Annotated in this window: 17 protein-coding genes and 1 pseudogene; 8 read left to right on the forward strand and 10 right to left on the reverse strand. The window is 61.7% G+C overall.

Annotation, left to right across the window (positions count from 1 at the left end; translation table 11 throughout):
- Window positions 1–87: 87 nt before the first annotated feature.
- From CD04_RS0113820 to CD04_RS0113830, 3 genes are read right to left on the reverse strand one after another with little or no spacing between them, the layout of a single operon-like run.
- The gene (locus CD04_RS0113820) at window positions 88–2,568 is read right to left on the reverse strand and encodes an adenosylcobalamin-dependent ribonucleoside-diphosphate reductase (protein WP_031407732.1); all 2,481 of its coding nucleotides are present in this window, start codon (window positions 2,566–2,568) and stop codon (window positions 88–90) included.
- Between the two features lie 11 nt (window positions 2,569–2,579).
- A complete protein-coding gene (gene rmuC / locus CD04_RS0113825) occupies window positions 2,580–4,046 on the reverse strand; it encodes a DNA recombination protein RmuC (RefSeq protein ID WP_031407734.1) in 1,467 nt (488 codons plus the stop codon).
- A gap of 16 nt (window positions 4,047–4,062) precedes the next feature.
- A complete protein-coding gene (locus tag CD04_RS0113830) occupies window positions 4,063–5,082 on the reverse strand; it encodes a D-glycerate dehydrogenase (RefSeq protein ID WP_051849489.1) in 1,020 nt (339 codons plus the stop codon).
- Between the two features lie 52 nt (window positions 5,083–5,134).
- On the opposite strand from CD04_RS0113830, the gene CD04_RS23855 reads away from it, so the two are divergent.
- Complete coding sequence (locus CD04_RS23855; RefSeq protein ID WP_156030299.1) at window positions 5,135–5,272, forward strand: hypothetical protein; 138 nt, start codon at window positions 5,135–5,137, stop codon at window positions 5,270–5,272.
- A 58-nt stretch (window positions 5,273–5,330) separates the two neighbouring features.
- Here the strand turns inward: CD04_RS23855 and pncB are convergent, their stop codons facing one another.
- From pncB to CD04_RS0113845, 3 genes and pseudogenes are all read right to left on the reverse strand, one after another.
- On the reverse strand, window positions 5,331–6,551 hold the full coding sequence (pncB, locus tag CD04_RS0113835; protein ID WP_031407738.1) for a nicotinate phosphoribosyltransferase: 1,221 nt from the start codon (window positions 6,549–6,551) through the stop codon (window positions 5,331–5,333).
- A gap of 192 nt (window positions 6,552–6,743) precedes the next feature.
- Window positions 6,744–7,459 (reverse strand): annotated as a pseudogene (locus CD04_RS22020) (nitroreductase).
- A 10-nt stretch (window positions 7,460–7,469) separates the two neighbouring features.
- A complete protein-coding gene (locus CD04_RS0113845) occupies window positions 7,470–8,396 on the reverse strand; it encodes a histone deacetylase (RefSeq protein WP_031407739.1) in 927 nt (308 codons plus the stop codon).
- A gap of 313 nt (window positions 8,397–8,709) precedes the next feature.
- On the opposite strand from CD04_RS0113845, the gene phaP reads away from it, so the two are divergent.
- Window positions 8,710–9,264, forward strand: coding sequence for a TIGR01841 family phasin (gene phaP, locus CD04_RS0113850; protein ID WP_031407741.1), 555 nt, complete (start codon window positions 8,710–8,712; stop codon window positions 9,262–9,264).
- A gap of 340 nt (window positions 9,265–9,604) precedes the next feature.
- Here the strand turns inward: phaP and CD04_RS0113855 are convergent, their stop codons facing one another.
- Window positions 9,605–10,609 (reverse strand): ketopantoate reductase family protein, encoded by a 1,005-nt coding sequence (locus tag CD04_RS0113855; protein WP_031407743.1) that lies wholly within the window; start codon window positions 10,607–10,609, stop codon window positions 9,605–9,607.
- Between the two features lie 146 nt (window positions 10,610–10,755).
- Here CD04_RS0113855 and CD04_RS0113860 point away from each other — a divergent pair, with 146 nt between their 5' ends.
- Both CD04_RS0113860 and CD04_RS0113865 read left to right on the forward strand, forming a co-directional pair.
- A complete protein-coding gene (locus CD04_RS0113860) occupies window positions 10,756–12,924 on the forward strand; it encodes an FUSC family membrane protein (protein WP_081858024.1) in 2,169 nt (722 codons plus the stop codon).
- Window positions 12,925–12,985: 61 nt separating this feature from the next.
- Window positions 12,986–14,203: an MFS transporter gene (locus CD04_RS0113865; RefSeq protein WP_031407747.1), complete on the forward strand. Its 1,218-nt coding sequence runs from the start codon at window positions 12,986–12,988 to the stop codon at window positions 14,201–14,203.
- 223 nt (window positions 14,204–14,426) lie between these two features.
- Here CD04_RS0113865 and CD04_RS0113875 read toward each other — a convergent pair whose 3' ends face one another.
- From CD04_RS0113875 to CD04_RS0113885, 3 genes are all read right to left on the reverse strand, one after another.
- The gene (locus tag CD04_RS0113875) at window positions 14,427–15,713 is read right to left on the reverse strand and encodes an RNA-guided endonuclease TnpB family protein (RefSeq protein ID WP_031407751.1); all 1,287 of its coding nucleotides are present in this window, start codon (window positions 15,711–15,713) and stop codon (window positions 14,427–14,429) included.
- Window positions 15,714–15,809: 96 nt separating this feature from the next.
- Window positions 15,810–16,241 (reverse strand): recombinase family protein, encoded by a 432-nt coding sequence (locus CD04_RS0113880; RefSeq protein ID WP_197033134.1) that lies wholly within the window; start codon window positions 16,239–16,241, stop codon window positions 15,810–15,812.
- 178 nt (window positions 16,242–16,419) lie between these two features.
- A complete protein-coding gene (locus tag CD04_RS0113885) occupies window positions 16,420–17,253 on the reverse strand; it encodes an alpha/beta fold hydrolase (RefSeq protein WP_038168405.1) in 834 nt (277 codons plus the stop codon).
- 107 nt (window positions 17,254–17,360) lie between these two features.
- Here CD04_RS0113885 and CD04_RS0113890 point away from each other — a divergent pair, with 107 nt between their 5' ends.
- The 4 genes from CD04_RS0113890 (at window position 17,361) to CD04_RS0113905 (ending at window position 21,563) form a co-directional block, all read left to right on the forward strand.
- Entirely contained in the window at window positions 17,361–17,834 is a 474-nt protein-coding gene (locus CD04_RS0113890) for a CBS domain-containing protein (RefSeq protein ID WP_031407756.1), read from the forward strand.
- A 168-nt stretch (window positions 17,835–18,002) separates the two neighbouring features.
- Complete coding sequence (locus CD04_RS0113895) at window positions 18,003–18,641, forward strand: YqiA/YcfP family alpha/beta fold hydrolase (protein WP_369792836.1); 639 nt, start codon at window positions 18,003–18,005, stop codon at window positions 18,639–18,641.
- A 54-nt stretch (window positions 18,642–18,695) separates the two neighbouring features.
- Window positions 18,696–19,436, forward strand: coding sequence for a 3-oxoacyl-ACP reductase FabG (fabG, locus tag CD04_RS0113900; protein ID WP_031407760.1), 741 nt, complete (start codon window positions 18,696–18,698; stop codon window positions 19,434–19,436).
- A gap of 45 nt (window positions 19,437–19,481) precedes the next feature.
- Entirely contained in the window at window positions 19,482–21,563 is a 2,082-nt protein-coding gene (locus CD04_RS0113905) for a ribonuclease catalytic domain-containing protein (protein ID WP_031407763.1), read from the forward strand.
- The last annotated feature ends 36 nt before the right edge of the window (window positions 21,564–21,599 follow it).

The following is a 21,599-nucleotide window of genomic DNA, read 5'->3' on the forward strand; positions in this document are numbered from 1 at the left end:
CCTGAAAACGACGAGCGATATTCCGTTTTGTCCGTCTGAATCCACAGAGGCTACGGTTCACCCCGCCAAACCTTGGCGCCTTGGAATTTAGCCGCAACTGCCGATGTACCCACAGTTATCGCAACGATCGCAGCCATCGACCCGTCGCAAGAACGGGCCGCCGCAGTCTGGACATATGCGCCCGCTGGCCAACAGATCGGGCGCCGCCCCAGGGTGCTCCAGGTCAATGCGCAAACCGTCAGGCGCCGGGGATCGCTGAGCAAGGACAGCGATCGGTTGCTCACGGCCGTCCTCCCGCAAAAAACCACGGCGTCTGAGCATTTCCTGCAGTGCGTAGGCGATCGCGGCCACTTCCGACTGGTGGAAACGTGGAACGCGACTTCCATCCGCCTTGATGACCTCCCCGCAGCGCACCGGACCCTTATCCCACACCACCTCGCGCATGTTCTGCAGCGACTTCGCGACCGAACCGCCCGATCGCGCCACCAGCGACAGCAACCGCATGTTCGAGGCAATCCACTGCTGCCCCTCGTCGCGCTGGCCTGCAGGCATGAAAAACTCGATTGGCCGCTCAATGCGAACTGGCCTGCCATCCACCAAGCCCTCGACTTCCGCGAACGAAATCGACAGGTAAACAGTCTTCCGGCCCTCTGCGGTCATGTAACTGACCTTCGCCGTGACCGCCTGCAAGTCACCCGCCGGTCGGCCCTCGATTCGGCGGGTGAGCGGATCGGTATCCGCAGGCTGCGGGGTCAGCGACGAAGATGCTTCGGAAGGAGTGGCCTGCAACACGGCACCCAGCACACTGTTCGGCCGGTACGTGGCCAAACCCTTGAGCCCTGCCTTCCAGGCCTCGAGGTAGAGATCCTTGAAATTGCCAAAGGGATAATCTTCGGGAACATTGACCGTCTTGCTAATGCTGGTGTCGATGAACGGCTGCACAGCAGAGAGCATTCGCATATGGTCCTGCGCCGACATCTCCAGGGCTGTCACAAACGCCGGCGGCAAGGCGCTGACGTCGCCGCCCAAATCCCGCCATAACCGCCACGCGTGGTCAGCCACTTCATATTCGCGCAACGTGTTGTCGGACATCCGCTTTTTTCGCGTGTAGGCCCAGGAAAACGCAGGCTCGATACCGTTGCTGGCGTTGTCAGCGAAGGCCAGGCTAATGGTTCCAGTGGGTGCCACGGCCAAGAGGTGAGAATTGCGCAAGCCGCCTTTGGCGATCGCCTCGCGCAAGGATTCGGGCAGACGCTTCACGAACGCACTGGCGAGATATTTTTCCGCATCAAATAGCGGAAAAGCGCCCTTTTCCCGGGCGAGTTCGACCGATGCTGCATACGCGGCATCGCGCAAATGGCGGCCCATTTCCGCAGCGAAGGTACGGGCCGGCTCGGCGTCATACCGCAGCCCAAGCATGATGCAGGCGTCGCCCAGCCCCAGAAAGCCCAGACCGACGCGCCGCTTGTTCCGCGCCTCCGCATGCTGCTCGGGCAATGGCCAGTAGGTCACATCAAGCACGTTATCGAGCATGCGCACCGCGCTTCGCGCCACCGCCACGAAGGCGACGAAGTCGAAGCGAGCCTTTGCAGTAAATGGCTGCTGGACAAAACGTGTCAGATCCAGCGAACCCAGGCAGCAGCATCCATAGTCGGGCAGGAACTCTTCGGCGCACGGGTTCGTCGCCTCAAACGTTTCGCAGTAGTACAGATTGTTCTCGCGATTTGCCGTATCGAGAAACAGGATGCCCGGCTCGGCGTGATCGTACGTGGATCGCATGATCTGATCCCACAACGTGCGCGCCGGGATGCTGCGATACACCCAAAGACCGTCTTGGCGCTGGTGGGCGCCTGCGCCAATCTGGGCGTCGCTTGGACGCGCTTTGTGCACAAGTTCCCAGACCAGATCGCGCTCGACCGCTTGCATGAATGCGTCGCTCACGCCCACCGAGAGATTGAAATTCTTGAAATCCCCCTTGTCCTTGGCGTGAACGAAGGCCTCAACATCAGGGTGATCGATGCGCAAGACGCCCATTTGCGCCCCGCGCCGGCTGCCCGCCGACTCCACCGTTTCGCATGACGCGTTGAACACCTGCATGAACGACAGCGGACCGCTGGCGTGCGAATGCGTGCTCCCCACCATGCTGCCAGCGGGGCGGATGCGGCTAAAGTCATAGCCGACGCCCCCGCCGCGACGCATGGTCTCTGCAGCTTGCGCCAGCGCCTTGTAAATTCCAGGCTTGCCGTCCACGTCGTCCGAAACGGAGTCGCCCACGGGCTGCACGAAGCAGTTGATCAAGGTGGCCCGAATGTCCGTGCCGGCCGCTGACATGATGCGTCCAGCCGGGACGAAACCCGCCTGCAGCGTCTGCAAGAACTCCGTCTCCCGCTCTGCAGGATTGGCCTCGACTGCGGCCAATGCGCGAGCAACGCGTGCGTGAATGTCAGTCGCAGTACGCTCCTCGCTCTTTGCATATTTTTCTGCGAGAACATCCAGACTGATGCTTTGCGGCTCCATGCCGTGCTCCTTAGCTCGTGCAGCGCGCAGGTCCTTCGAGGACCTGCTCATGTCAATGCAGGTTATAGCGTGTCTTCGGTCAGCGTGGAGTCGGCATCGGTCAACCCGAGAACAGACTGCGTCTCGTCCGCTGGCAATGCCTCCACGCTGCGGAGTTGCCGGTGCATGGCGCGCGTGCGCGTTTCAGCCGCACCGATGGTATTGCTTGCTTCGTCCAGCTTCTTGCGCGTCTTCGCCAGCACGTCGCCAAACTTGGCGAATTCGGTCTTCACCGCCCCCAAGACCTTCCATACTTCCGTCGATCGCTGCTCGAGCGCCAAGGTACGAAATCCCATGTGAAGGCTGTTGAGCAATGCCAGAAGGGTGGTGGGACCCGCGAGCATCACACGGTGCTCGCGTTGCAGCGACTCCACCAGTCCGGGGCGTCGCAGCGCCTCCGCGTAAAGACCCTCGGTCGGCAGGAACAGAATGCCAAAGTCGCTCGTATGGGGCGCCGCGATGTACTTGGCATGAATCGTCTTGGCTTCCTCACGCAGGCGCAGTTCCAGCGCTTTGGCTGCAAGATCCGCTGAAGGTTTATCCGCGCGGTCTTGTGCATCAAGAAGCCTCTCGTAATCCTCGCGCGGGAACTTGGCGTCAATGGGCAACCACAGCGGTCCGTCGCCCCTCCCGGGCAGGCGAATGGCGTACTCAACACGCGCGCCACTTCCCGGTACAGTTTCCACGTTCACGCCGTATTGCTCTGGGGTGAAAACCTGCTCAATCAGCCCGGCGAGCTGAATTTCCCCGAACACCCCGCGCGACTTCACGTTCGAAAACACCCGCTTGAGATCGCCCACGCCCTGCGCCAAGGTCTGCATCTCACCCAAGCCGCGATGCACGAGCTCCAGCCGCTCGGCCACCTGCTTGAAACTCTCGCCGAGGCGCTGCTCCAGGGTCGCATGGAGCTTTTCGTCCACGGTCAAGCGCATTTGTTCAAGTTTTTTCTCGTTGTCGGCCTGCATGTCGCGCAAACGCAACTCCACCGTGCCGCGCACTTCATCCAGCTTTTGGTCCGCGCTCTGACGCGATTCGACCAGACGCTGGTCCGTCGTCTGACGCAACGCGTCCAGGCGCTCGACGAGCTGTGCCTGGAGAGACTGCAGGCTTTGGGTGTTCGTTTGTGTCAGGTGACCCACCTGCTGCACCAAAGTGTCACCCACGGATTTTTGCAGACTCTGCAATTGCAGCGCCACGGCATCGAGCTGGGTGTTTTGGGTCCGGGTGCTCTCGGCCTGCTGGTTGAGCAGCATCTGCTGGAACTGCGAGAGTTGCGCAGCCTGCTCAGTGCGCAGGCTTTGGGTAGCCGACTGTACCGCGCCGCGAAGCTCCCGCTCCAAGCGTTCAAACGGCGTTGCAAGTTCCTTGACCAGGTTCTGCCGCCCCTCGGCTTGTGCGCGCTGCCGCACGACCAGCACCCAGCCCAAAACGACGTTGACAAAAAGAAGGGCAACGATAAAAAGAAGCAGCGATATCGCTTCGGTTGTCATGGATTGCGCGTGCCCGTCAGGCGTTGAATGGTGTGAGAGGAGGCCTGCCTTGCAACACAGCGATCAAGTTGTCCACCGCCAACTTCACCATCGCGCGCCGGGTTGGGATACTGCTACTGGCGATATGCGGCGTGAGCACCACGCGGGGCGCAGCCAGCAGCGCCGGATTGACGTGGGGCTCACCTTCAAAGACATCCAGGCCCACTGCCCCCAAATGCCCACGGTGCAAAGCCCGCACGAGAGCCTCTTCATCAACCACGCCTCCGCGGGCGACGTTGATCAGCGTGGCCCCTTGCCGCATTGCCGCAATCTCACGCTCGCCAATCAGGTGACGCGCTGTGGGGGAGTAGGGTAATGCCAGCAGCACGTGATCGCTTTCGTGTAGCAGATCGTCGAGACCACGGTAGGCGGCGCGGCATTCGTGCTCAACTGTCGAAGGAAGCGGTTTGCGGTTGTGGTAGAGCACCTTCATCCCGAAGCCGAATGCGGCGCGGCGGGCAATTGCTTGACCGATGCGACCCATGCCAACGATGCCCAGCGTGGTGCCATGAACGTCGCTACCGGCGAACAGGTCATAACTCCATTTGTGCCACTTTCCAGCGCGCAGATAGCGCTCCGCATCGCCGATTTGGCGCGCTGCCGCAAGCAATAAAGCGAAGCCGAAATCAGCTGTCGTTTCGGTGAGCACGTCCGGCGCGTGAGTGACAATCACGCCGCGCACTGCACAGGCATCAAGGTCGATGTGATCGACACCGACCGTCATCGTGCTGATCACGCGAAGATCAGGACAGGCGTCAAGCAACGTCGCATCGATGCGCTCGCTATTGGTGATGAATGCGCCATGCTTGTCGCGCAGCCGCGCGCGCAGCACCTCAGGCGGGTCGATACGGTCGTCCTGCGTGTACTCAACGTCGGCGACAGCCTGCAGCTTCTCCAAAATATCGGGAAACACAGCACGCGCAACAAGCACCCGCGGACGCGTACCGCCCCCAAGGTTGAGTGAAGCACTGCGTGCGCCAAAGTCTTCTTCAGTCATTGTTGCCATGTTGAGAGTTGAAGGCCAGGCCATCCCATCAAGAAACGGTGCCATGCCGAGGCTGAACGGCTCCGCACTGGCCTGGACGATGAATTGCGGCGTCGGTGCGCTCGCCAAGGGGTTCCGCGGCTGCAAGCTGACGCTTGGCTCCTCGGGCGTGCCTACCGCCGGCTTCTGCGCGCGCGATTGAAGAACGCCCTCTGGTCCGGTAGGTTGCCATGAGCAAGATGATAGAGGTGCCGTTGCGCTCAGCCGCCCTCGGGCTCTGTCTCCGGCAGCATGGTTTCAGGAGGAATCTGGAACACCTGGCGCAGATAAGTGACATAGGCCGGATCAAACACCTGATTCTTCCCTGGCGAGTCGCTAATCTTGGCCACGGGTTGACCATTGCAGCGCGTCATCTTGATGACCATCTGGGCAGCCGGGTACCCGAGATCGTGCGTGAGATTCGTGCCGATGCCGAATGCAAGCTGGGCGCTGTCCTGGAACAGGCGGTACAGCTGCACAACCCTGTCGACCGTCAACGCATCGCTGAAGATCAAGGTTTTGGTCCGCGGATCGATCCGATGTTTCCGATAGTGCTCGATGACGGCCTCGGCCCATGCGATGGGGTCACCCGAATCGTGCCGTGCGCCGTCGAAAAGTTTGCAAAAGTACAGATCGAAATCACGCAGGAAGGCCTGCAAGCCGTATGCATCCGACAAAGCGATGCCAAGGTCACCGCGGTACTCATGGGCCCAGGTTTCCAGAGCAAACGTCTGGCTATCGCGCAAACGCGGACCCAGGGCTTGGCAAGCCTGGAGGTACTCGTGCGCCATTGTGCCCAGTGGCGTAAGTCCTAAGCGCATCGCGAACATCACATTACTGGTCCCAGCCAGTTGAACGCCGAGACCCGCCTTAAGCCTGGTCAGCACTTCCTCGTGCCAGATCCGCGAGTAGCGCCTTCGGGTGCCATAGTCAGCGATGCGAACACCGTCGAAACCCGGCGCCTGCAGAGCACTGATCTTGTCGCTCAAGCGCTGGCGCCCTGCGGCGAGGTCGGGCGCGGGTTGCATGCCGCGGTAATACACCTCTTCCATGATGGCCAACAGGGGCACCTCAAAAAGGATCGTATGCAACCACGGACCGCTGATACGCAGATCGATGCCACCCGTCGGGCGCCCCGTCGCATCAACGGCGGGCTGCACGTTTACAGCACGCGCATTGAGGTGGAACAGGCCAAGAAAGTCAATAAAGTCGCTTTTGATGAAACGCAAGCTTCGCAGATAGTCCAGCTCTTCCTCGGTAAAGCGCAGACTGCACAGATGAGCGATCTCGCCGCGGATGGCCTCAATATGCGGGGCGAGCAATACACCCGGCGTGCGGCAGGTAAACCGGTACTCCACCTGAGCGGCAGGGAAGTGATGCAGGGCGACCTGCATCATCGTGAATTTGTAAAGGTCCGTGTCGAGTAAGGACTCGATGATCATCGCAATGCACTCAGTTTTTTGTCACAAGATGCTCGGTGTCGCGCCGCACCCTCGAATCGGCTGACGGCATCTTCCGTGCAGGCCACACTGCTGGGTTTTGCGTTTGTGCATTCTCGATCAGCCGCCTCCCCCATTCCAGCACCCGGCGCCGGGCACCGCGATGCCCGCCCCATCGAACGCAGCCCGCACCGCTCATGTTTCGTAAAAGCGCGCGAACTCGGCTACGGGAACACGTTCGGAGACCAGGGAATTCTCGACGGCCCGGGGTCAGCATGGCCGAGAGACATGCCGCACACCACTTGCTGCTGCTCGGACAAACACAATTCCTGTTCGATGATGCGGTGGAACTGTGTGAAGGCAGCCTGGGGGCAGGTGTCTAGCCCCCTGGCGCGAGCGGCAATCATGATGTTTTGCAGAAACATGCCATAGTCCAGCCAACTCCCCTGTTCCATGATGCGCTCAATCGTGAACATCAACCCCACCGGCGCGTCGAAAAACAGATAATTCCGACGATGCTGAGCGTGCATGGCCAACTTGTCGCCCTTGTGAATGCCCAGCAATCCATACAGATCCCAGCCCACCTTGCGCCGACGCTCGATATAGGGTGCAACCCATTGCCGCGGGTAATAGGCGTATTCCTCGCTGTGCTGCGCAGCCTGTGCGGGATCGTCATACGCGCTGACAATGCGGTGGCTTAGACGTTCCTTCGCGGCACCGAGGAGCACGTGCACCTGCCAGGGTTGCGTGTTCGTACCGGAAGGCGCGCGCGAGGCAACGCGCAGGATGTCTTCAATCACGGCCCGTGGCACCGGCGTGTCCAGGAAGCGGCGGATCGAGCGCCGCGAGATGATGGCTGCGTCTACGGCTGCTGCATCAGTGGAGAGCAAATGACGTGTCGGAGGTGTCATGCGACCGAGTTTAGGGCCTGCGCTCGCGCCATGCGCTCCAACGGGCATGGGCCTGCAAAGCGAGCTGCACGGTGCAGCTCTGGATGGCGACGGTATCGGCAATAGGCTGCGCGTAGCCTCCCGCCATGGCCACGGCGACTGGAATGCGGCGACGCCATGCGGCGTCGAACACGGTTGCGTCGCGCAACGCAAGGCCCTCCATGCTCAGGGCTAGCCGGCCCAGGCGATCGCCTGCATACGGGTCCGCGCCAGCGAGAAAAATGATGAGTGCGGGGTCAAACGCCCGAAACATCGTCTGCAGTGCACCCTCCAGCGCTTGCAGATAGGTCTCGTCGGACGCCTCATCAGCAAGCTCGACATCCAGATGACTCCTGCACTTGCGAAACGGAAAATTCTTAGCCGCGTGGACCGATAGCGTGAAGACGTGCGGATCGTTGCCCAAAATGGCTGCTGTGCCGTCGCCCTGGTGGACGTCCAGATCGACAACCGCCACCGGTAAGCGCTGTGCGCCGCGCTCTTGCTGAAGCACACGCACGGCCAGCGCGACGTCATTGAACACGCAAAATCCACGGCCCCGATCGGCGTGAGCATGGTGAGTGCCTCCAGCAAGGTTCATGGCGATGCCCTCGTCCAGGGCAGCGACCGCCGCAGCCAGAGTCCCTCCGGCAGAGTGCAAACTACGCTGCACCAGAGCCAGCGACCAGGGAAAGCCGATCTCCCGCTGTTCCGCTGCGCTCAGGTGACCGTCGCGCACGCGCCACAGATAACTTGCCTCATGCACCAATTGCAGATCGCGCCATGTCGCTGGGGGTGCATCCCGAAGTTCCAGACCCTGGAGGCCCTTCACCGCCTCGCGCAGCAACGCGTACTTTGACGCCGGGAACCGGTGCCCGGGAGGCAACTGCAAGGGGAAGTGGTCGCTTGTGTAGGTTTTCACAATTTGCTGCGATACAACATCATTCTGGGGAACCCAAATGCGAACAATCCACGGATGCGATCAAATTGGCCAGCAGCACAACCCGCCGAAGATCCGCCTAACGCTTTGTTTAACAACGCATTTCATCGCTCTCATCACGATTTGTTGCGTCGCACAAAAAAATTCTTGACATCCTGGATCAAGGCTCTAGAATTCGAATTGTGCATTGCACCAATAAGCATGCGACGAAAGAGATCGGTGTCATCGAATTGACTTGGTCCCGGGTCAAAATGCGCATGCAGTCCTGTTCAACTTTAGAAGCGTAGGAGCCCCCATGATGACCCCCGAACAAATGATCGCCGCACAGAAGTCGCAACTCGAAGCCATCTTTGCCCTAAGTGGTAAAGCAGTCGAAGGCTTGGAAAAGATGGTCGAACTCAATATGCAGACATTGAAGACCGCCATGCACGAAACGTCGGATGCCACGATGGCAGCGCTGTCGGTCAAGGATATTCAAGAATTGACCGCGTTGCAGCCGAACCTGGCACAGCCGATGGCCGAAAAGTTGCTGTCGTATTCGCATCATCTCTACGAGATCGCATCTGGCACGCAAGCCGAATTCGCCAAGGCCATCGAAGCCAACGTTGCCGAAGCGCACAAGAAGATGCAATCCGTGGTGGACACTGCCGTCAAGAATGCCCCGGCCGGTAGCGAAACTGCCGTGGCGATGATGAAAAGCGCATTGAGCGCGGCCAACAACGCCTACGACACCGTTCAAAAGGCCAGCAAGCAGGCCGCTGAAGTGGTTGAAGCCAATTTCAATACTGTCACCAATACCGCCATGAAGGCTGCACAAAGTACGACGCGTGGCAAGCGCGCCGCAGCCTGAGTGATGTAACGATCAAGGCTGCCCACTCAGCCTGAACAATTGTCTCCTCGGTACTTCCCAGTACCTTCTAGCCGGTCAGATCTGACCGGCTTTTTTTTGGGCATCGCAGCGGCCCGCTTTGCGCGAATGGCTCAACGCCAGGGTTCGGCTTGATGGTTCGGCAACGTCCATCCTTTGGACATCGCCGGATCAGGGCCAAGACAGACCGCTCGCTTCGCCCCTCAATCGCGGGGACGGGGTCAACACGCGCAGCCCTCTCCGGGAGCCCCACTCAACCCGCCGCCCTACTGCCACCCGGATCGGATCTGGCTCGCCGGACCGTTGTGTGGAAGGCCACCTTTCATGCTCCGGAAACGGATTGACTTGTGCGCTTGTCCAACTCGCTCAGCAACGCGAGCAAAGCTTCGGACAGCGGCGTGGCGAGTCCGGCACGCCGCGCCAGTTCCACTGGCGCGCCCAGCAAGGCCTGAACTTCGAGCGGCCTTCGACTCTCCAGGTCCTGGAGAGTCGAAGGCTTGACAGGGCCAATGGCGCGCCCGATTGCGATGCGTCGATCAGGATCGACCTGCGGATCGCAACCGAACGCCTGTGCGAGGGCGATGAGCTCAATCATCACCCCGCGCACCAGGTCCAGCAGACCCGCATTGGCGCAGATCTGATCCATGCGAGCGCGAGTGAGCGCAGCAACCGGATTGAACGCAGCGTTGCCAATGAGTTTCATCCACACGGCGTCGCGGATCCGATCCGTGCTCTGCGGATCACAACCCGCACCGCGCAAAACATCGGCCAGCGCGCTCACCCGATCGCTTGCCCGGTGCGTGATTTCGCCGATGATGTACCGGTACTGCCCATTTGCCGTAATGTGGCCCGGTGCCGTGAGTTCCGCAGAGCCGTGGACAACACACCCGATCAGATGCGCTGCATCCAGCTCGCTTGCCATGCTTCCGTCTCCATCGAGGCAGGCAATGCGGGCCCAACTGCCATCGCGCTCGCGAGCAAAAGCACTGGAATCATGCTGAAAGTACCACCAAGGTATGCCGTTAATTGCAGGCAGAACCATGGTGTCTGGTCGCAACATTCCCCGAAGACGGGGCAACAGCGACGGGATTTGATGCGCTTTAACACCCAGCACGACCAGGTCCTGCGGCCCGAAGTCCTCCGGTCGATCACTTGCGTGCGGATGCACGGTCGTTGTACCGGACGGGTCATGCAGCGTCAGCCCCTCACGCACGATGGTCTGCATGTGCACACCGCGCGCGACAACACCTACCGCATGCCCCGCATGGGCAAGCTTCACCGCCATGCTGCCGCCAATCGCACCGGCCCCCACCACGACGATCTGCATCCCTTGGCTCCAATAGTCGCTTAGCATCGTACAAACTTTCACCGCATCCCTATGGCACGCGACCGACAGCACCATGCGCAGTGGGCGAAGATCACGCCCAGGTTTTCTGAACCAATGCCGCGGCGCCGCCTACAACCTAACCCGCCATGAATCCCCTACCTGCGCTCAGCCGTGTCGTGTTGAGCCGTTCATTCACCTCAGGGCTTATATCAGCCATCGGGGTCTTGGCTATGGGGCTTCTCGGCTATGCCGTGGGCGGGATGGCCTTCGCGGTACCGCTTGGCAGCGGGGCCTTGACCATCTGTTTCGCCGATAACCCAGCACCACTGCGTGTGAAAACGGTGGAACTGCTCTTTTCCACCTTTGCCGGCGGGCTGTACTTTGCGCTCGTATGGGCGAGTCTCGGCCGCCCATGGCTGCAGTTGCTGCTGGTACCGCTGCTCGGATTCGGCGCGGGACTCGTGAGCCTGTGGGGCAAGCGTGCCGTGGCAATGAGCTTCAGCCTTCTTTTCATCGCCATCATCACCCTGGGGGCGTACGCTGCGCCCGACCTTCCCAGCTACGTGCTCGGCGTTACGAATTTCCTGGTTGGCGGGCTGCTGTATACCGGCTATGCGCTATTGCTGAGTCGCATCTTGCGCAACCGCACCAAACAGCAAGCGCTCGCCGAACTGCTCGATGCTCTTGCGGCTTACATGGCTTGGCAAAGCGACTTCTACCAGCTGCAAACCGCCGACGATGAGACCGTAGGCCGGGCGGCCGCGCTGCAGGGCGCGGCCAATGATGCACTTCAGTCCGCGCGTGACCTGGTTCTGCGCGAACGGGAGCGCCCACTGGATGCGGTGTGGACGCGCATGCTTCTTGACATGCTTGACCTCTTCGAGGCGCAATTGGCGGCCCAAACGGACTCCCTTTTGTTGCGGCAGCAATTTGAAGGCACCGATGTGCTGGATGCGCTTCATGCTGGCACAGCGCAGACCGCATCCGCGCTCTCGGCGCTGGCGCTGGCGCTACTGCACAGCCGCGAGCTCGACGCACCGGCGCCCGACCCCGCGCGCTGGATTGCCGTGGGCCGGCAGGGAGATGATCTGCTGCGTGCAGCACGCACCCCGCAAACTGAACAGGCCCGAGCTGCTCTTGGTTCGTTACTGCACACTTTGCGTGAAATCGACCAATGGGTCCAGAGTCTGCAAGCCACCTACGCCTCGCGCGACAAGGCCGTGGACCAGCCCGCCCTGCCCGACGTGAACCTGTTCGTGAGCGCTTGGCGTTACGAACCGCGCCAGCTCCTCGCGCATCTTCGCCTACGCTCCCCCATCTTCCGGCACGCGGTAAGACTCGGGCTTTCCCTTCTCTGCGGCCTCTTGGTGGCGCGCCTTCTTTTCGCGCATCAGACGCATGATTACTGGATCTTGCTGACCATCGCGGTGATTTTGCGCCCGAACTATGGCGTCACACGTCAGCGCCTTAAAGACCGGCTATTGGGCACGCTGATCGGTTGTCTTTTCGTGGCTTTTTTGCTGAACCTTCATCTCGGCCTTCCCACATTACTTGGGGCGCTATTCCTAGCCTTGACTTTTGCGCGCACCTTCGTCACAACCAATTTCCGCTTCACGGCAATCGCCGCTAGCGTCCAATCGCTCCTTCTGGCGCGGCTGCTGGAGGGGGATGTCCGGTTCTTGGTCAATCAGCGACTGATTGATACCGTGATTGGCGCGGCGCTGGCATGGGGCTTCAGCTATCTGCTCCCGCGCTGGGAGTACCAAGATGCACCGAGCCAGGTTGCCGCACTGATGCGAGCTCAACGAGACTATGCCCAAGCGGTGCTGGCAGTCGAGCAATCCGACGAACGCACCTTTCGCATCGCGCGTAAGCACCTCTTTGACACCCTTGCCGCCATAACCAGCCTTTACGTTCGCATGCTCGAGGAACCCGCTCGGCAGCGGCGCGCGCTGCGCAGCCTCGGTCGGCTCATCACCCATAGTTATCTTCTCGCTGCGCATCTGGCATCGATGCGTGTCCTGCGCGCAGTGCGCGCCAAGCGCCTGACGCGGCAGGCAATTGATGCGTTGATCGCGCCGACGCGCAATGGGGTGCTGCAGCAGCTTGCGCCCACAGGCTCCGATACGCTTGGTGGACTCCCGATTTCACCTGATGCTTTCGTAGCACCTGGCATTGCAGATGCCGGTGCAACCGTGGATCCGCTCGCGCGTCGCCTGCAGCTGATTGGGCACGAGGCAGCGCTCATACGGGAGATCAGCCAAAGCGTGAAGTTCGAGCTCCATACCCCTGCACGCGACGGGCCATCCAATTGACATCTGCTCACAAACCCCACTGCCATTAGGCTTGCGGGCTGGTTTGCTGACTCCCTCGTCCATGTCCTCTTCAACTCTTGCCACGCCTGCGCCCAGCGCGCCGGCGATGCAACGCGCTTTCTTGCCGCTGATGGCCATCGCCTGCGGTGTGGCCGTGGCCAACATCTATTACGTGCAGCCTTTGTTGGAACAGCTGGCTGTATCGTTTCATAGCACGGTGGCGAACATTGCTTCAATCCCCACCGCAACCCAGGCTGGCTTCGCTTGCGGGCTGATTGGCCTCGGGCCCTTGGGCGACCGCTATCCGCGCCACCGCGTCATCCTCGGCATGGGTGCAGCCCTGGTTGTCATGCTGAGCCTGGCGGCAATGGCGCCCTCCGTGACCGTGCTCGCCATTGCCAGTTTCGGCGTGGGGCTCATGGCCTCGATCGCGCAGCAGATCGTGCCATTGGTGGCGCATCTTGCGCCGGTACAGAAACGCGGGCGCGCCGTAGGCTTGGTGATGAGCGGGTTGCTGATCGGAATTCTGGGCGGCCGAGTTCTGGGCGGCTTGGTGGGTCAAGCCGCCGGTTGGCGCGCGGTATTCGGCATGGCCACCCTGCTGAACGTATGCTCGCTCGGAATGCTGTGGCGAACCCTCCCTCGTTTGCCAGCCGACGACACCTCGGCGCAAACCTATGCGCACCTTGTCGCCTCAACCTTGAGCCAGTTCGGCAAATACGCCGAACTGCGTGCGGCTGGCATCACCGGTGGCCTTTTCTTTGGATCATTCAGCGTCTTCTGGGTGGGGCTCACGCCTTTGCTCCACAGCCCGGCCTACCGACTCGGGCCGGCAGTCGCGGGGTTGTTCGGAATCCTCGGTCTGACCGGGGCGCTGGTGGCCCCCTTTTCCGGACGGCATGCTGACCGCCCCGGAGGCCCGCGCCGGGTGTTGTTCGCAGCCGTGATCTGCGTCTTGGCCTCTTGGGGTCTGTTCGCCGCAGGTTCCCACGGCCTGTTCTGGCTGGTCCTGGGTGTGGTCGTGCTGGACGCGGGCGTACAGGGCGCCCAGATCGCCAACCAATCCCGCATCTATGCGCTGGATGCAGCCTCACGCAGCCGCATCAACGCGGTGTACATGACGCAATATTTCATCGGCGGCGCTGTTGGCAGTTTCGCCGCCAGCCACGCTTGGGCACTAGGCGGCTGGCCAGCAGTTGTCGCCACGGGTGCGGCATTCTCGGCTGCCGCTCTGCTCGTCCATGCACTGTGGAATCCAGACGCTCCCGCAAAAGCGTAAGCATGCACCATTGCGCGCATGGGCATCGCTGACATCGTGTCTCCCTCCAACGCCCAATTCCAGACGCGCCTCGCCATGCTGCACATGCGCTTGAAGCCCTCCGCTTGCCCTAGCGTCGGCCGCATGGCGAACAAATGGCAATCTTGTGGGTTAGCTGCGCGCTTACTCGTACTCTTCTTGCGTCGAACGCCAGACCAATTCGCCGGTATGAACTCTCCCGCCGCTAAACGCATGGCGTTGTAGCGGGGGTTTCGCGGGTCACAGACTTGGACTTGCCACGTTGCCGTGGCAGAGGTTTGGGTCTCGCCGCCACGCCCGTCCCAGACGTGTCCTGCGTGTTGAATGCGTCGATGAGCACCACCATTGCGCTGTTCTGGTCGCGCGGCGCCGTGTGCCCGCAGTGCGGGCACCCATGCACACGCTGCGCCAACGTCTTGGGAACGAGTTCCCAGCACGCCGCGCAGCGCTGCGACGGTTTGAGCTGGCGCGTATGGCTCAGATGCAGTCGCGTACCAGCTTCTTCCGCTTTGTACGCGAGCATCCGATGCACCATGCCGAACCCTGCCGAGAGGATCTCCCGGTTGAGTCCGGCCTTTTGCCGCACGCGACGGCCCGGTGCATCCACCGTGCCCTTCGCGCTGCGGCTCATGGTCTTCGGGGCCAATTGCTCGGTCGCCAGGACGGCGCATTGCCGCACCATCCTGGTTGTTTCCTTCTGCACGAAGTCCCGGCGCAAGTTGCCAATGCGATCGTGCAGCCGGGCGATGCGACGCCCGAGCCGTTTGAAGCGCAGCGATCCGTTCTTCTTCCTGGCGCGCTGCCGCTGCAGCGCGGCAAGGTGCGGCAGTTCCTCGCGCAGCCAGCGCGGGTTCGCGATGGGCGGACCCTCGTCGAACGTCGCCCAGTCGTTGATCCCGAAATCCACGCCACGTCGAAAATCAGCGGTGCGCTCACGCGCACAGGCCGCATCGGGCACGCGCAGCGTGACCGACACGAACCACCCACCACCTTTGCGCGTGAGCGTGATGTCGTTGGGTTTTGCCTGATCGCCGAAGCGGTGACGGCCGCGCGCCCGAATGGACATCGCAGCCTCGCCGCTTCCCAAGCGCAGCGTGGCACCACGGCCGCCGTGCTGCATGAGCTTCCATCCCGCCGGATCGGGATAGGCGAAGCCGGAGAACCGCATGCTGGATTTGAATCGCGGGAATCCGGGCGTCTGCCCCGCCTTGACGCGACGAAAGAATGCGGCAAAGGCCAGATCGAGCCGCCGCAGCGTCTGCTGCAAGGCATGACTGCCGAGCGCGATGAACTCGGGCCGATCGGCCTTGATCTGCGGCAGGACGTTCTGCTGGTCGAAGGAGCTGATCGATTTGCCCTCCTTGCGCCAGGCGTCGATGCGCTCTTCCAGCGCCGCGTTGTACAACTCGCAGTGCAGCCGCGTCCAGTCCTCAAGCCGCGCAGCTTGCGCGGCATTGGGGTACAGCTTGAGCGTGACCTTGCGGCGTTGCATACTGGTATTTTATCCAGCCTGGAGAGGAACAACAAGCGAAAACCGCCCGCTTGACCCCGTCCTGCCCGGTCGGCTTCGCCTGAGCGACGCTGTGCGTCAGGCCGGGCGAGGAAGGGGAATGCGCGGGCATGTGTTCAACGCCTCGTCCAGATTCTTTCGGAAGTTCCGCAATCCGTCCAGCCTGGAAGAAAAGCAATGCACGACGGTCATCAAGTCCTCGACCATTCCCCGCTCGGGCGACAGTCGCTCCTGGTTGAGAACCAGCACATCACAGCCATTGGCCCTGACGTCGTGCTCAAGCCAGCCAAAGCCAAAACGGGTGAGCCGATCGCGACAGGCGAGAATCCAGCCCTTGACTTCCCGTCGTCCGATCGGATCCATCAGCGCCACAAACCGTCTGCGCTTGCAGGCCAGCCCGCCGCCCACTTCCTCGACGAACACCACATTCGCCAGGCCCTTGGCCACGACAGACTCTTCCAGTACCTTGCGCTGGTTACCCAAGTCCGGCTTCTGCGCCGCGCCCGCCACCCGGCGTCGCTTCGGTGGGTTTCTGCGGCTCGCGGCATGGCTACACCACGCACTTCACAGCCGAGCCGGGCGTGTCCCGCCTGCCCTCCTTCCTCCTTACTTGCAAGTTAGATAGACAGTACAGTACAAATCAAATCAAATCGCGCCCAAGCCCCAAAGGATGCCTTCGGCATCACCGCTATCCTTCCCCCGCCTCAAGGAGCGGACTTCTTGCGCGCTTGCTCAACAGACGCAGCAGGGCCTGCAACACGCCGTCCGTGTCTTCGCTCATCAGCGCATGGCCGCAGTCCAGCAGGTTGACGCCTGCTTCAGGCAGCGCCTGCTGCAGCCGCGCAGCCGCCTTTAAAGGCGTCATGCGGTCATTTGTACCGAGAATGAAGGCCACTTTGATCTGCCCGCGCACACGCTCGGCCATGGCCTCGCCTTTGCCGTATTCGTCGCAGGCGGCCAGATCTGCCGCAAGCAAATTGCCGTCGCCCCAGCCTGATTGCACGGATTCCATCAACGCCTGCGTCTGCGCTGCTGCCAAGGGGTCCAGCGGTAAGCCGTCACGCTGCTTGTGGGACCACAGCGCCATCTTGTGCATCGCCTCGCTCGGCTGAGTCTGAGCCAGTTCCAGGAGCGTGGGGGCCACGCGCATAGGCCACGCGGTGCCCACCAAGGCTAAGTGAGTTACCGACCCAGGCACCAGCGCTGCGGCGTGCAGGGCGACCAGCGAACCCATGCTGTGCCCCACCAGCGCGCACTGAGCGATACCACAGGCCTCAAGCACCGCAATCAGCCAATCGGCCATTTCAGGCACGCTGGTCAACAGCGGACCGGCACTTTGGCCATGCCCAGGCAGGTCTGGTGCATACACGGCGCAGCCCGCCTGTTGCAACCCCGGCAGCAAAGGCAACCAGACGCGGTGGTCGTTGCACGCACCATGCAACAGCACGACCGGGGTTGACTCACCGGGTCTCACACTGCCCTCTTCCACATGCACTGTACGACCGTTAACTAGACATCGCATCCTGGTGCTCTCCTCGACGATCTGGTATTTGCGGATGGAATACCGCCATCCCCTGCACTATATTGGTCAAACAAGGACTTCGCCCATCGGTGCACGAGGAGACAGCCATGCAAGTCAGCGACATTTTGCGTGTAAAGGGAGGGACGCTTTTTACTGTGGCTCCTGACACACTATTGCTCGAAGCGGCCAAAACCATGACGCAGCATGACGTCGGCTCCTTGGTGGTGATGCATGGGGGCCGCTTAACCGGCATGCTCACATTCCGCGAGGTCATTGCGGCGCTGGCAGGCAGCGCGCCTGCGCAGGAGCGCGTAGGAAACGTGATGCAGACCAACCCGGTGCGCTGTGCCCCACACACAAGCTTGGACGAACTGCGCCGGCTGATGCTTGACAGCCATACACGCTATATGCCGGTCATGGATGATATGACCCTGCTTGGCGTGATTTCATTCCACGATGTAGCCCGCGCGGTGGTTCAGGAGCAGGATTTTGAAAACCGCATGCTCAAGGCCTATATCCGAGACTGGCCACAAGACGACGCGCAGGCAGCCTCCGGGCAGGGTGCCGTGCGCGGCATCTGACCCCCAAAGGCCGTTTTGCCAGCCATCAGCGTGGGCGACCCGGCTGTCTAAAGAGGTGCGATGCGGGCAAGGCGCTCGGCACCTGGACTCGAGCATGCGGCATCGATCTGCTAGTCAGCCGCTAGCATTGCGGGTTTGCCGCGCGCGCTGTGCGCCGTGATGACCCGCATGACCACCCCTTCCCACCTGCTCTACCTGCATGGCTTTCGCTCATCACCCCTGTCGGCCAAGGCCCAGCAGACGGCGACGAGATTGCTCGCGATCAACCGCGCGCGTTGCTCAGCAGTCCTGCCCCCGGTCGTCTGGGTGTGCCCACAGCTGCCACCCTCGCCCAAGCAGGCGATTGGTGAAGTGCTGCAGGCGCTACAGGGTGTCGAGCCCCAGCGTATCGCGTTGGTGGGGAGCTCGCTTGGCGGCTTTTACGCCACGTGGTTGGCCCATCACTTGGGCTGCCGAGCAGCGCTGCTCAATACCGCCGTCAACCCGGCGCGGGACCTGCGCGCGCAGATCGGCGAGCTCAGCGCCTGGCATGACCCATCGCAGCACTTTGTCTTCACACACGAGCATGTTGAAGAGTTGGAAGCGCTGCAGGTGGGCGACCTCTCGCGCCCCGTTCCTGATCCCTGGCGATTCCTGGCCGTGATTGCGCGAGACGATGAGGTCCTTGACTGGCGCGAAAGCGCCGCCCGCTATGCAGGTAGTGCCCTTCGCATGGCGGATCGCGGTGGCCACGCCCTCGAAAACTACGCGCAAGACCATTTGGACGCCGTGCTTGCCTTTCTCGGCATCAACCCGGCGGCCGCCTGAAACGTCCCCGGCCGAAGCCGCTGATTGCATCCCAATTCCCAAGGAACTCGACCCATGCGTTTGCAGGACAAAGTCGCTCTCATCACTGGTGCCGCGCAGGGCATTGGACTGGCCACGGCCCGGAAATTCGGCACCGAAGGTGCCGTCGTAGTCATCTGCGATCGCGATGCCGCGTCTGTGCAAAATGCGGTTGCGCAAGTTCAGGCTGGAGGCGGCTTGGCCTGGGGTCAGGCCTGTGACGTGACCAATCGCCCCCAGGTTGACGCGTTGGTGGCCGCAATCCACACCCGCTATGGGCGGCTGGACGTTCTCGTGAACAACGCGGGCATCACGCGCGATGCGCGGCTTGTCAAGATGACCATTGACCAGTTCGACGCCGTGCTCGATGTCAACCTGCGCGCCGCCTTCCATTGTGCGCAGGCCGTGGCACCCGGAATGATCGAGCGCGGCTGCGGCGTCATCCTCAACGCGTCCAGCGTGGCGGGCATCTATGGCAATTTTGGTCAAACCAACTATGCCGCGAGCAAAGCAGGCATCATCGCATTCACCAAGACTTGGGCGCGCGAACTCGGCCCTAAGGGTGTACGGGTGAATGCCGTCGCCCCGGGCCTCGTGCGTACGCCGATGCTTGACACCATTCCGGTTGAAGTCATGGAGATGATGAACGAACATGTGCCGCTCAGGCGGCTGGGCGAACCCGAAGAGCTGGCCAATGTCTACGCCTTTCTCGCAAGCGACGAGGCCAGTTATGTGAATGGCGCGGTGATCGAAGTCGCGGGTGGCATGACCATTTGATCCGCCATTGCAAGAATTGACGCTGAAAAAACCGATTCGATTACTGTGACTTATATCCTTTTTGAAGATGCCGGGAAACTTGCTGCCGGACGTGTCCTGAGTCAGGCCGAGACCTCGATGCAGGTGGAACTGCCGAGTGGTAAACGCCAAAAAATCAAAGCGTCGCAGGCGCTTCTGCCTTTTGGCGCACCCGACCCGGAAGAGCTGCTCGCGTGGGCGCAAGCCCAGCAGGACGGCATTGACCTGGACCTCCTTTGGGAGTTTGCGCCGCACGATGAATTCAGCTTTAGCCTGATAGCCGACGATTACTACGGTGGCAAACCGACACCGCAGCAAAAAGCCGCTGTGTTGCTGCGCCTGCATGGCGCCCCACACTACTTCCAGCGGCGGGGCAAAGGCCAGTTTCGTAAGGCCAGTCAAGAAACGGTGCAGGCAGCACTGGTCGCGATCGCGCGCAAGCAGGCGCAACAGCGGCAAATCGAAGAGGATGCGCATGCCCTGGTGCAAGGCCGCTGCCCGGATTCCATCGGCGCCAAGCTCTACACCCTGCTGTTCAAACCGGACAGGAACAGCCTGGAGTACAGGGCGCTGGCGCTTGCCGTCAAGCAAAGTGGTCAAGGTGCGCTGCAATTGCTGCGACAGGCCGGGGCAATTGGCTCACCGTGGCACTTCCACATGCAGCGTTTCTTGCTGGAGCATTTTCCCAAAGGCACCGGTTTTCCCGAAGTTCCGCTGCCCGAAGCGGATGCGGAAGGATTGCCGCTCGCTGCGGTGAAAGCCTTTTCCATCGACGATTCGGCCACAACCGAGATTGATGATGCCCTCTCCGTGCAGCCGGTCGATGGCGGTGGGCTGCGCGTGGGCATCCACATTGCGGCGCCAGCGCTGGCCCTATTGCGCGACAGCGCATGGGACCAAGCAGCACGTGCGCGCATGTCGACCGTGTACATGCCGGGCGACAAAATCACCATGTTGCCGGACGATCTCGTGACGCTCTTCACGCTCGCTGAGGGCAGCAGTCCGCCGGCCGTGAGCATCTACTTCACGCTGGACGCGAGCCTCGCAATCGTGGCGCACGAGACATGCATCGAACGCGTGCCTATCGTGGCAAACCTGCGCCATGATTTGTTGGATGACCAGGTCACCGAAGAATCGCTGAACCGCGCGGTGCCATCGCAGACCTACCCTTTCGCCTCCGAACTGGCCCACCTTTGGCGCATTGCCCAAAAGCTCAAAGCCGGGCGCGAGGCTGTGCGTGGCCGGCCAGAGCGAGCGGGCGGTGTGGATTACACCTTCCGCGTCACAGGTCTGGAGCCCAATGAGGCAACGGCACGGGTGGCCATTGTGCCCCGCAGGCGCGGATCGCCGCTGGACCTCATCGTCGCCGAGCTCATGATTCTTGCCAACGCAACCTGGGGAGGCTGGCTGGCCGAACTGGGGCTGCCTGCAATCTACCGCAGCCAAAGTGGCATGGGCATCAATCTTCGCACACGCATGGGGACCAAGCCCGCACCCCACCAGGGTCTGGGTGTGCCGCAGTATTGCTGGTGCACGTCGCCGCTCCGACGCTATACGGACTTGCTCAACCAGAGCCAGATCATCGCCGCAGTACGCCACGGTCGAGCGGCCTTGCTTGGGGCGCCCTACAAACCCAAGGATGCTCAGCTCTACGCCATCGTTGGCGCATTCGAGGATGCCTACAAGGCCTACGCCGAGTTCCAGAACGGGATGGAGCGCTACTGGACCCTGCGGTACTTGCAGCAGGAATCAATCACAGAGGGCCAAGCGAGCGTGATGCGCGACGGCCTGGTCCGCGTGGAGGGCCTGCCACTCGTGCTCCAGGCGCTAGGCGCACAGGATCTGCCACGCGGAACCGGCGTGCGGGTGCAGTTTGGCCAAGCCGATCTCATCACCCTCGAGCAGCCGTGCAAAGTGGTGGAAGTCCTGCAGGATCGGGGCACCGCAGCAGGCGTTCCAATCTCCGCCGAGGAACCAGCAGAGGAGGAAGACACACCCGCCTTGGTCACCGGGCTGCACCTGGCCGTCGACGAGGGGGAGGTCGAGGTCGAACTGGAGTCTGGGACCGATGCACAGGCCACAGCCGGCACGACCACGTCTGCAGCCTGAGCAGGTTCGAGCACTCTCCCGTTCTCGCATATGCCG

Origin of the sequence: Thiomonas sp. FB-Cd, assembly GCF_000733775.1 — a bacterium.
Lineage (GTDB): Bacteria > Pseudomonadota > Gammaproteobacteria > Burkholderiales > Burkholderiaceae_C > Thiomonas_A.

What these genes read in the sequence shown, in the direction of transcription:
- CD04_RS0113820 (WP_031407732.1), bottom strand. Translation starts at nt 2,568, where the DNA reads ATGAGCAGGTCCTCGAAGGACCTGCGCGCTGCACGAGCTAAGGAGCAC.
- rmuC (WP_031407734.1), bottom strand. Translation starts at nt 4,046, where the DNA reads ATGACAACCGAAGCGATATCGCTGCTTCTTTTTATCGTTGCCCTTCTT.
- CD04_RS0113830 (WP_051849489.1), bottom strand. Translation starts at nt 5,082, where the DNA reads ATGACTGAAGAAGACTTTGGCGCACGCAGTGCTTCACTCAACCTTGGG.
- CD04_RS23855 (WP_156030299.1), top strand. Translation starts at nt 5,135, where the DNA reads ATGCCGAGGCTGAACGGCTCCGCACTGGCCTGGACGATGAATTGCGGC.
- pncB (WP_031407738.1), bottom strand. Translation starts at nt 6,551, where the DNA reads ATGATCATCGAGTCCTTACTCGACACGGACCTTTACAAATTCACGATG.
- phaP (WP_031407741.1), top strand. Translation starts at nt 8,710, where the DNA reads ATGATGACCCCCGAACAAATGATCGCCGCACAGAAGTCGCAACTCGAA.
- CD04_RS0113855 (WP_031407743.1), bottom strand. Translation starts at nt 10,609, where the DNA reads ATGCAGATCGTCGTGGTGGGGGCCGGTGCGATTGGCGGCAGCATGGCG.
- CD04_RS0113860 (WP_081858024.1), top strand. Translation starts at nt 10,756, where the DNA reads ATGAATCCCCTACCTGCGCTCAGCCGTGTCGTGTTGAGCCGTTCATTC.
- CD04_RS0113865 (WP_031407747.1), top strand. Translation starts at nt 12,986, where the DNA reads ATGTCCTCTTCAACTCTTGCCACGCCTGCGCCCAGCGCGCCGGCGATG.
- CD04_RS0113875 (WP_031407751.1), bottom strand. Translation starts at nt 15,713, where the DNA reads ATGCAACGCCGCAAGGTCACGCTCAAGCTGTACCCCAATGCCGCGCAA.
- CD04_RS0113885 (WP_038168405.1), bottom strand. Translation starts at nt 17,253, where the DNA reads ATGCGATGTCTAGTTAACGGTCGTACAGTGCATGTGGAAGAGGGCAGT.
- CD04_RS0113890 (WP_031407756.1), top strand. Translation starts at nt 17,361, where the DNA reads ATGCAAGTCAGCGACATTTTGCGTGTAAAGGGAGGGACGCTTTTTACT.
- CD04_RS0113895 (WP_369792836.1), top strand. Translation starts at nt 18,003, where the DNA reads ATGACCACCCCTTCCCACCTGCTCTACCTGCATGGCTTTCGCTCATCA.
- fabG (WP_031407760.1), top strand. Translation starts at nt 18,696, where the DNA reads ATGCGTTTGCAGGACAAAGTCGCTCTCATCACTGGTGCCGCGCAGGGC.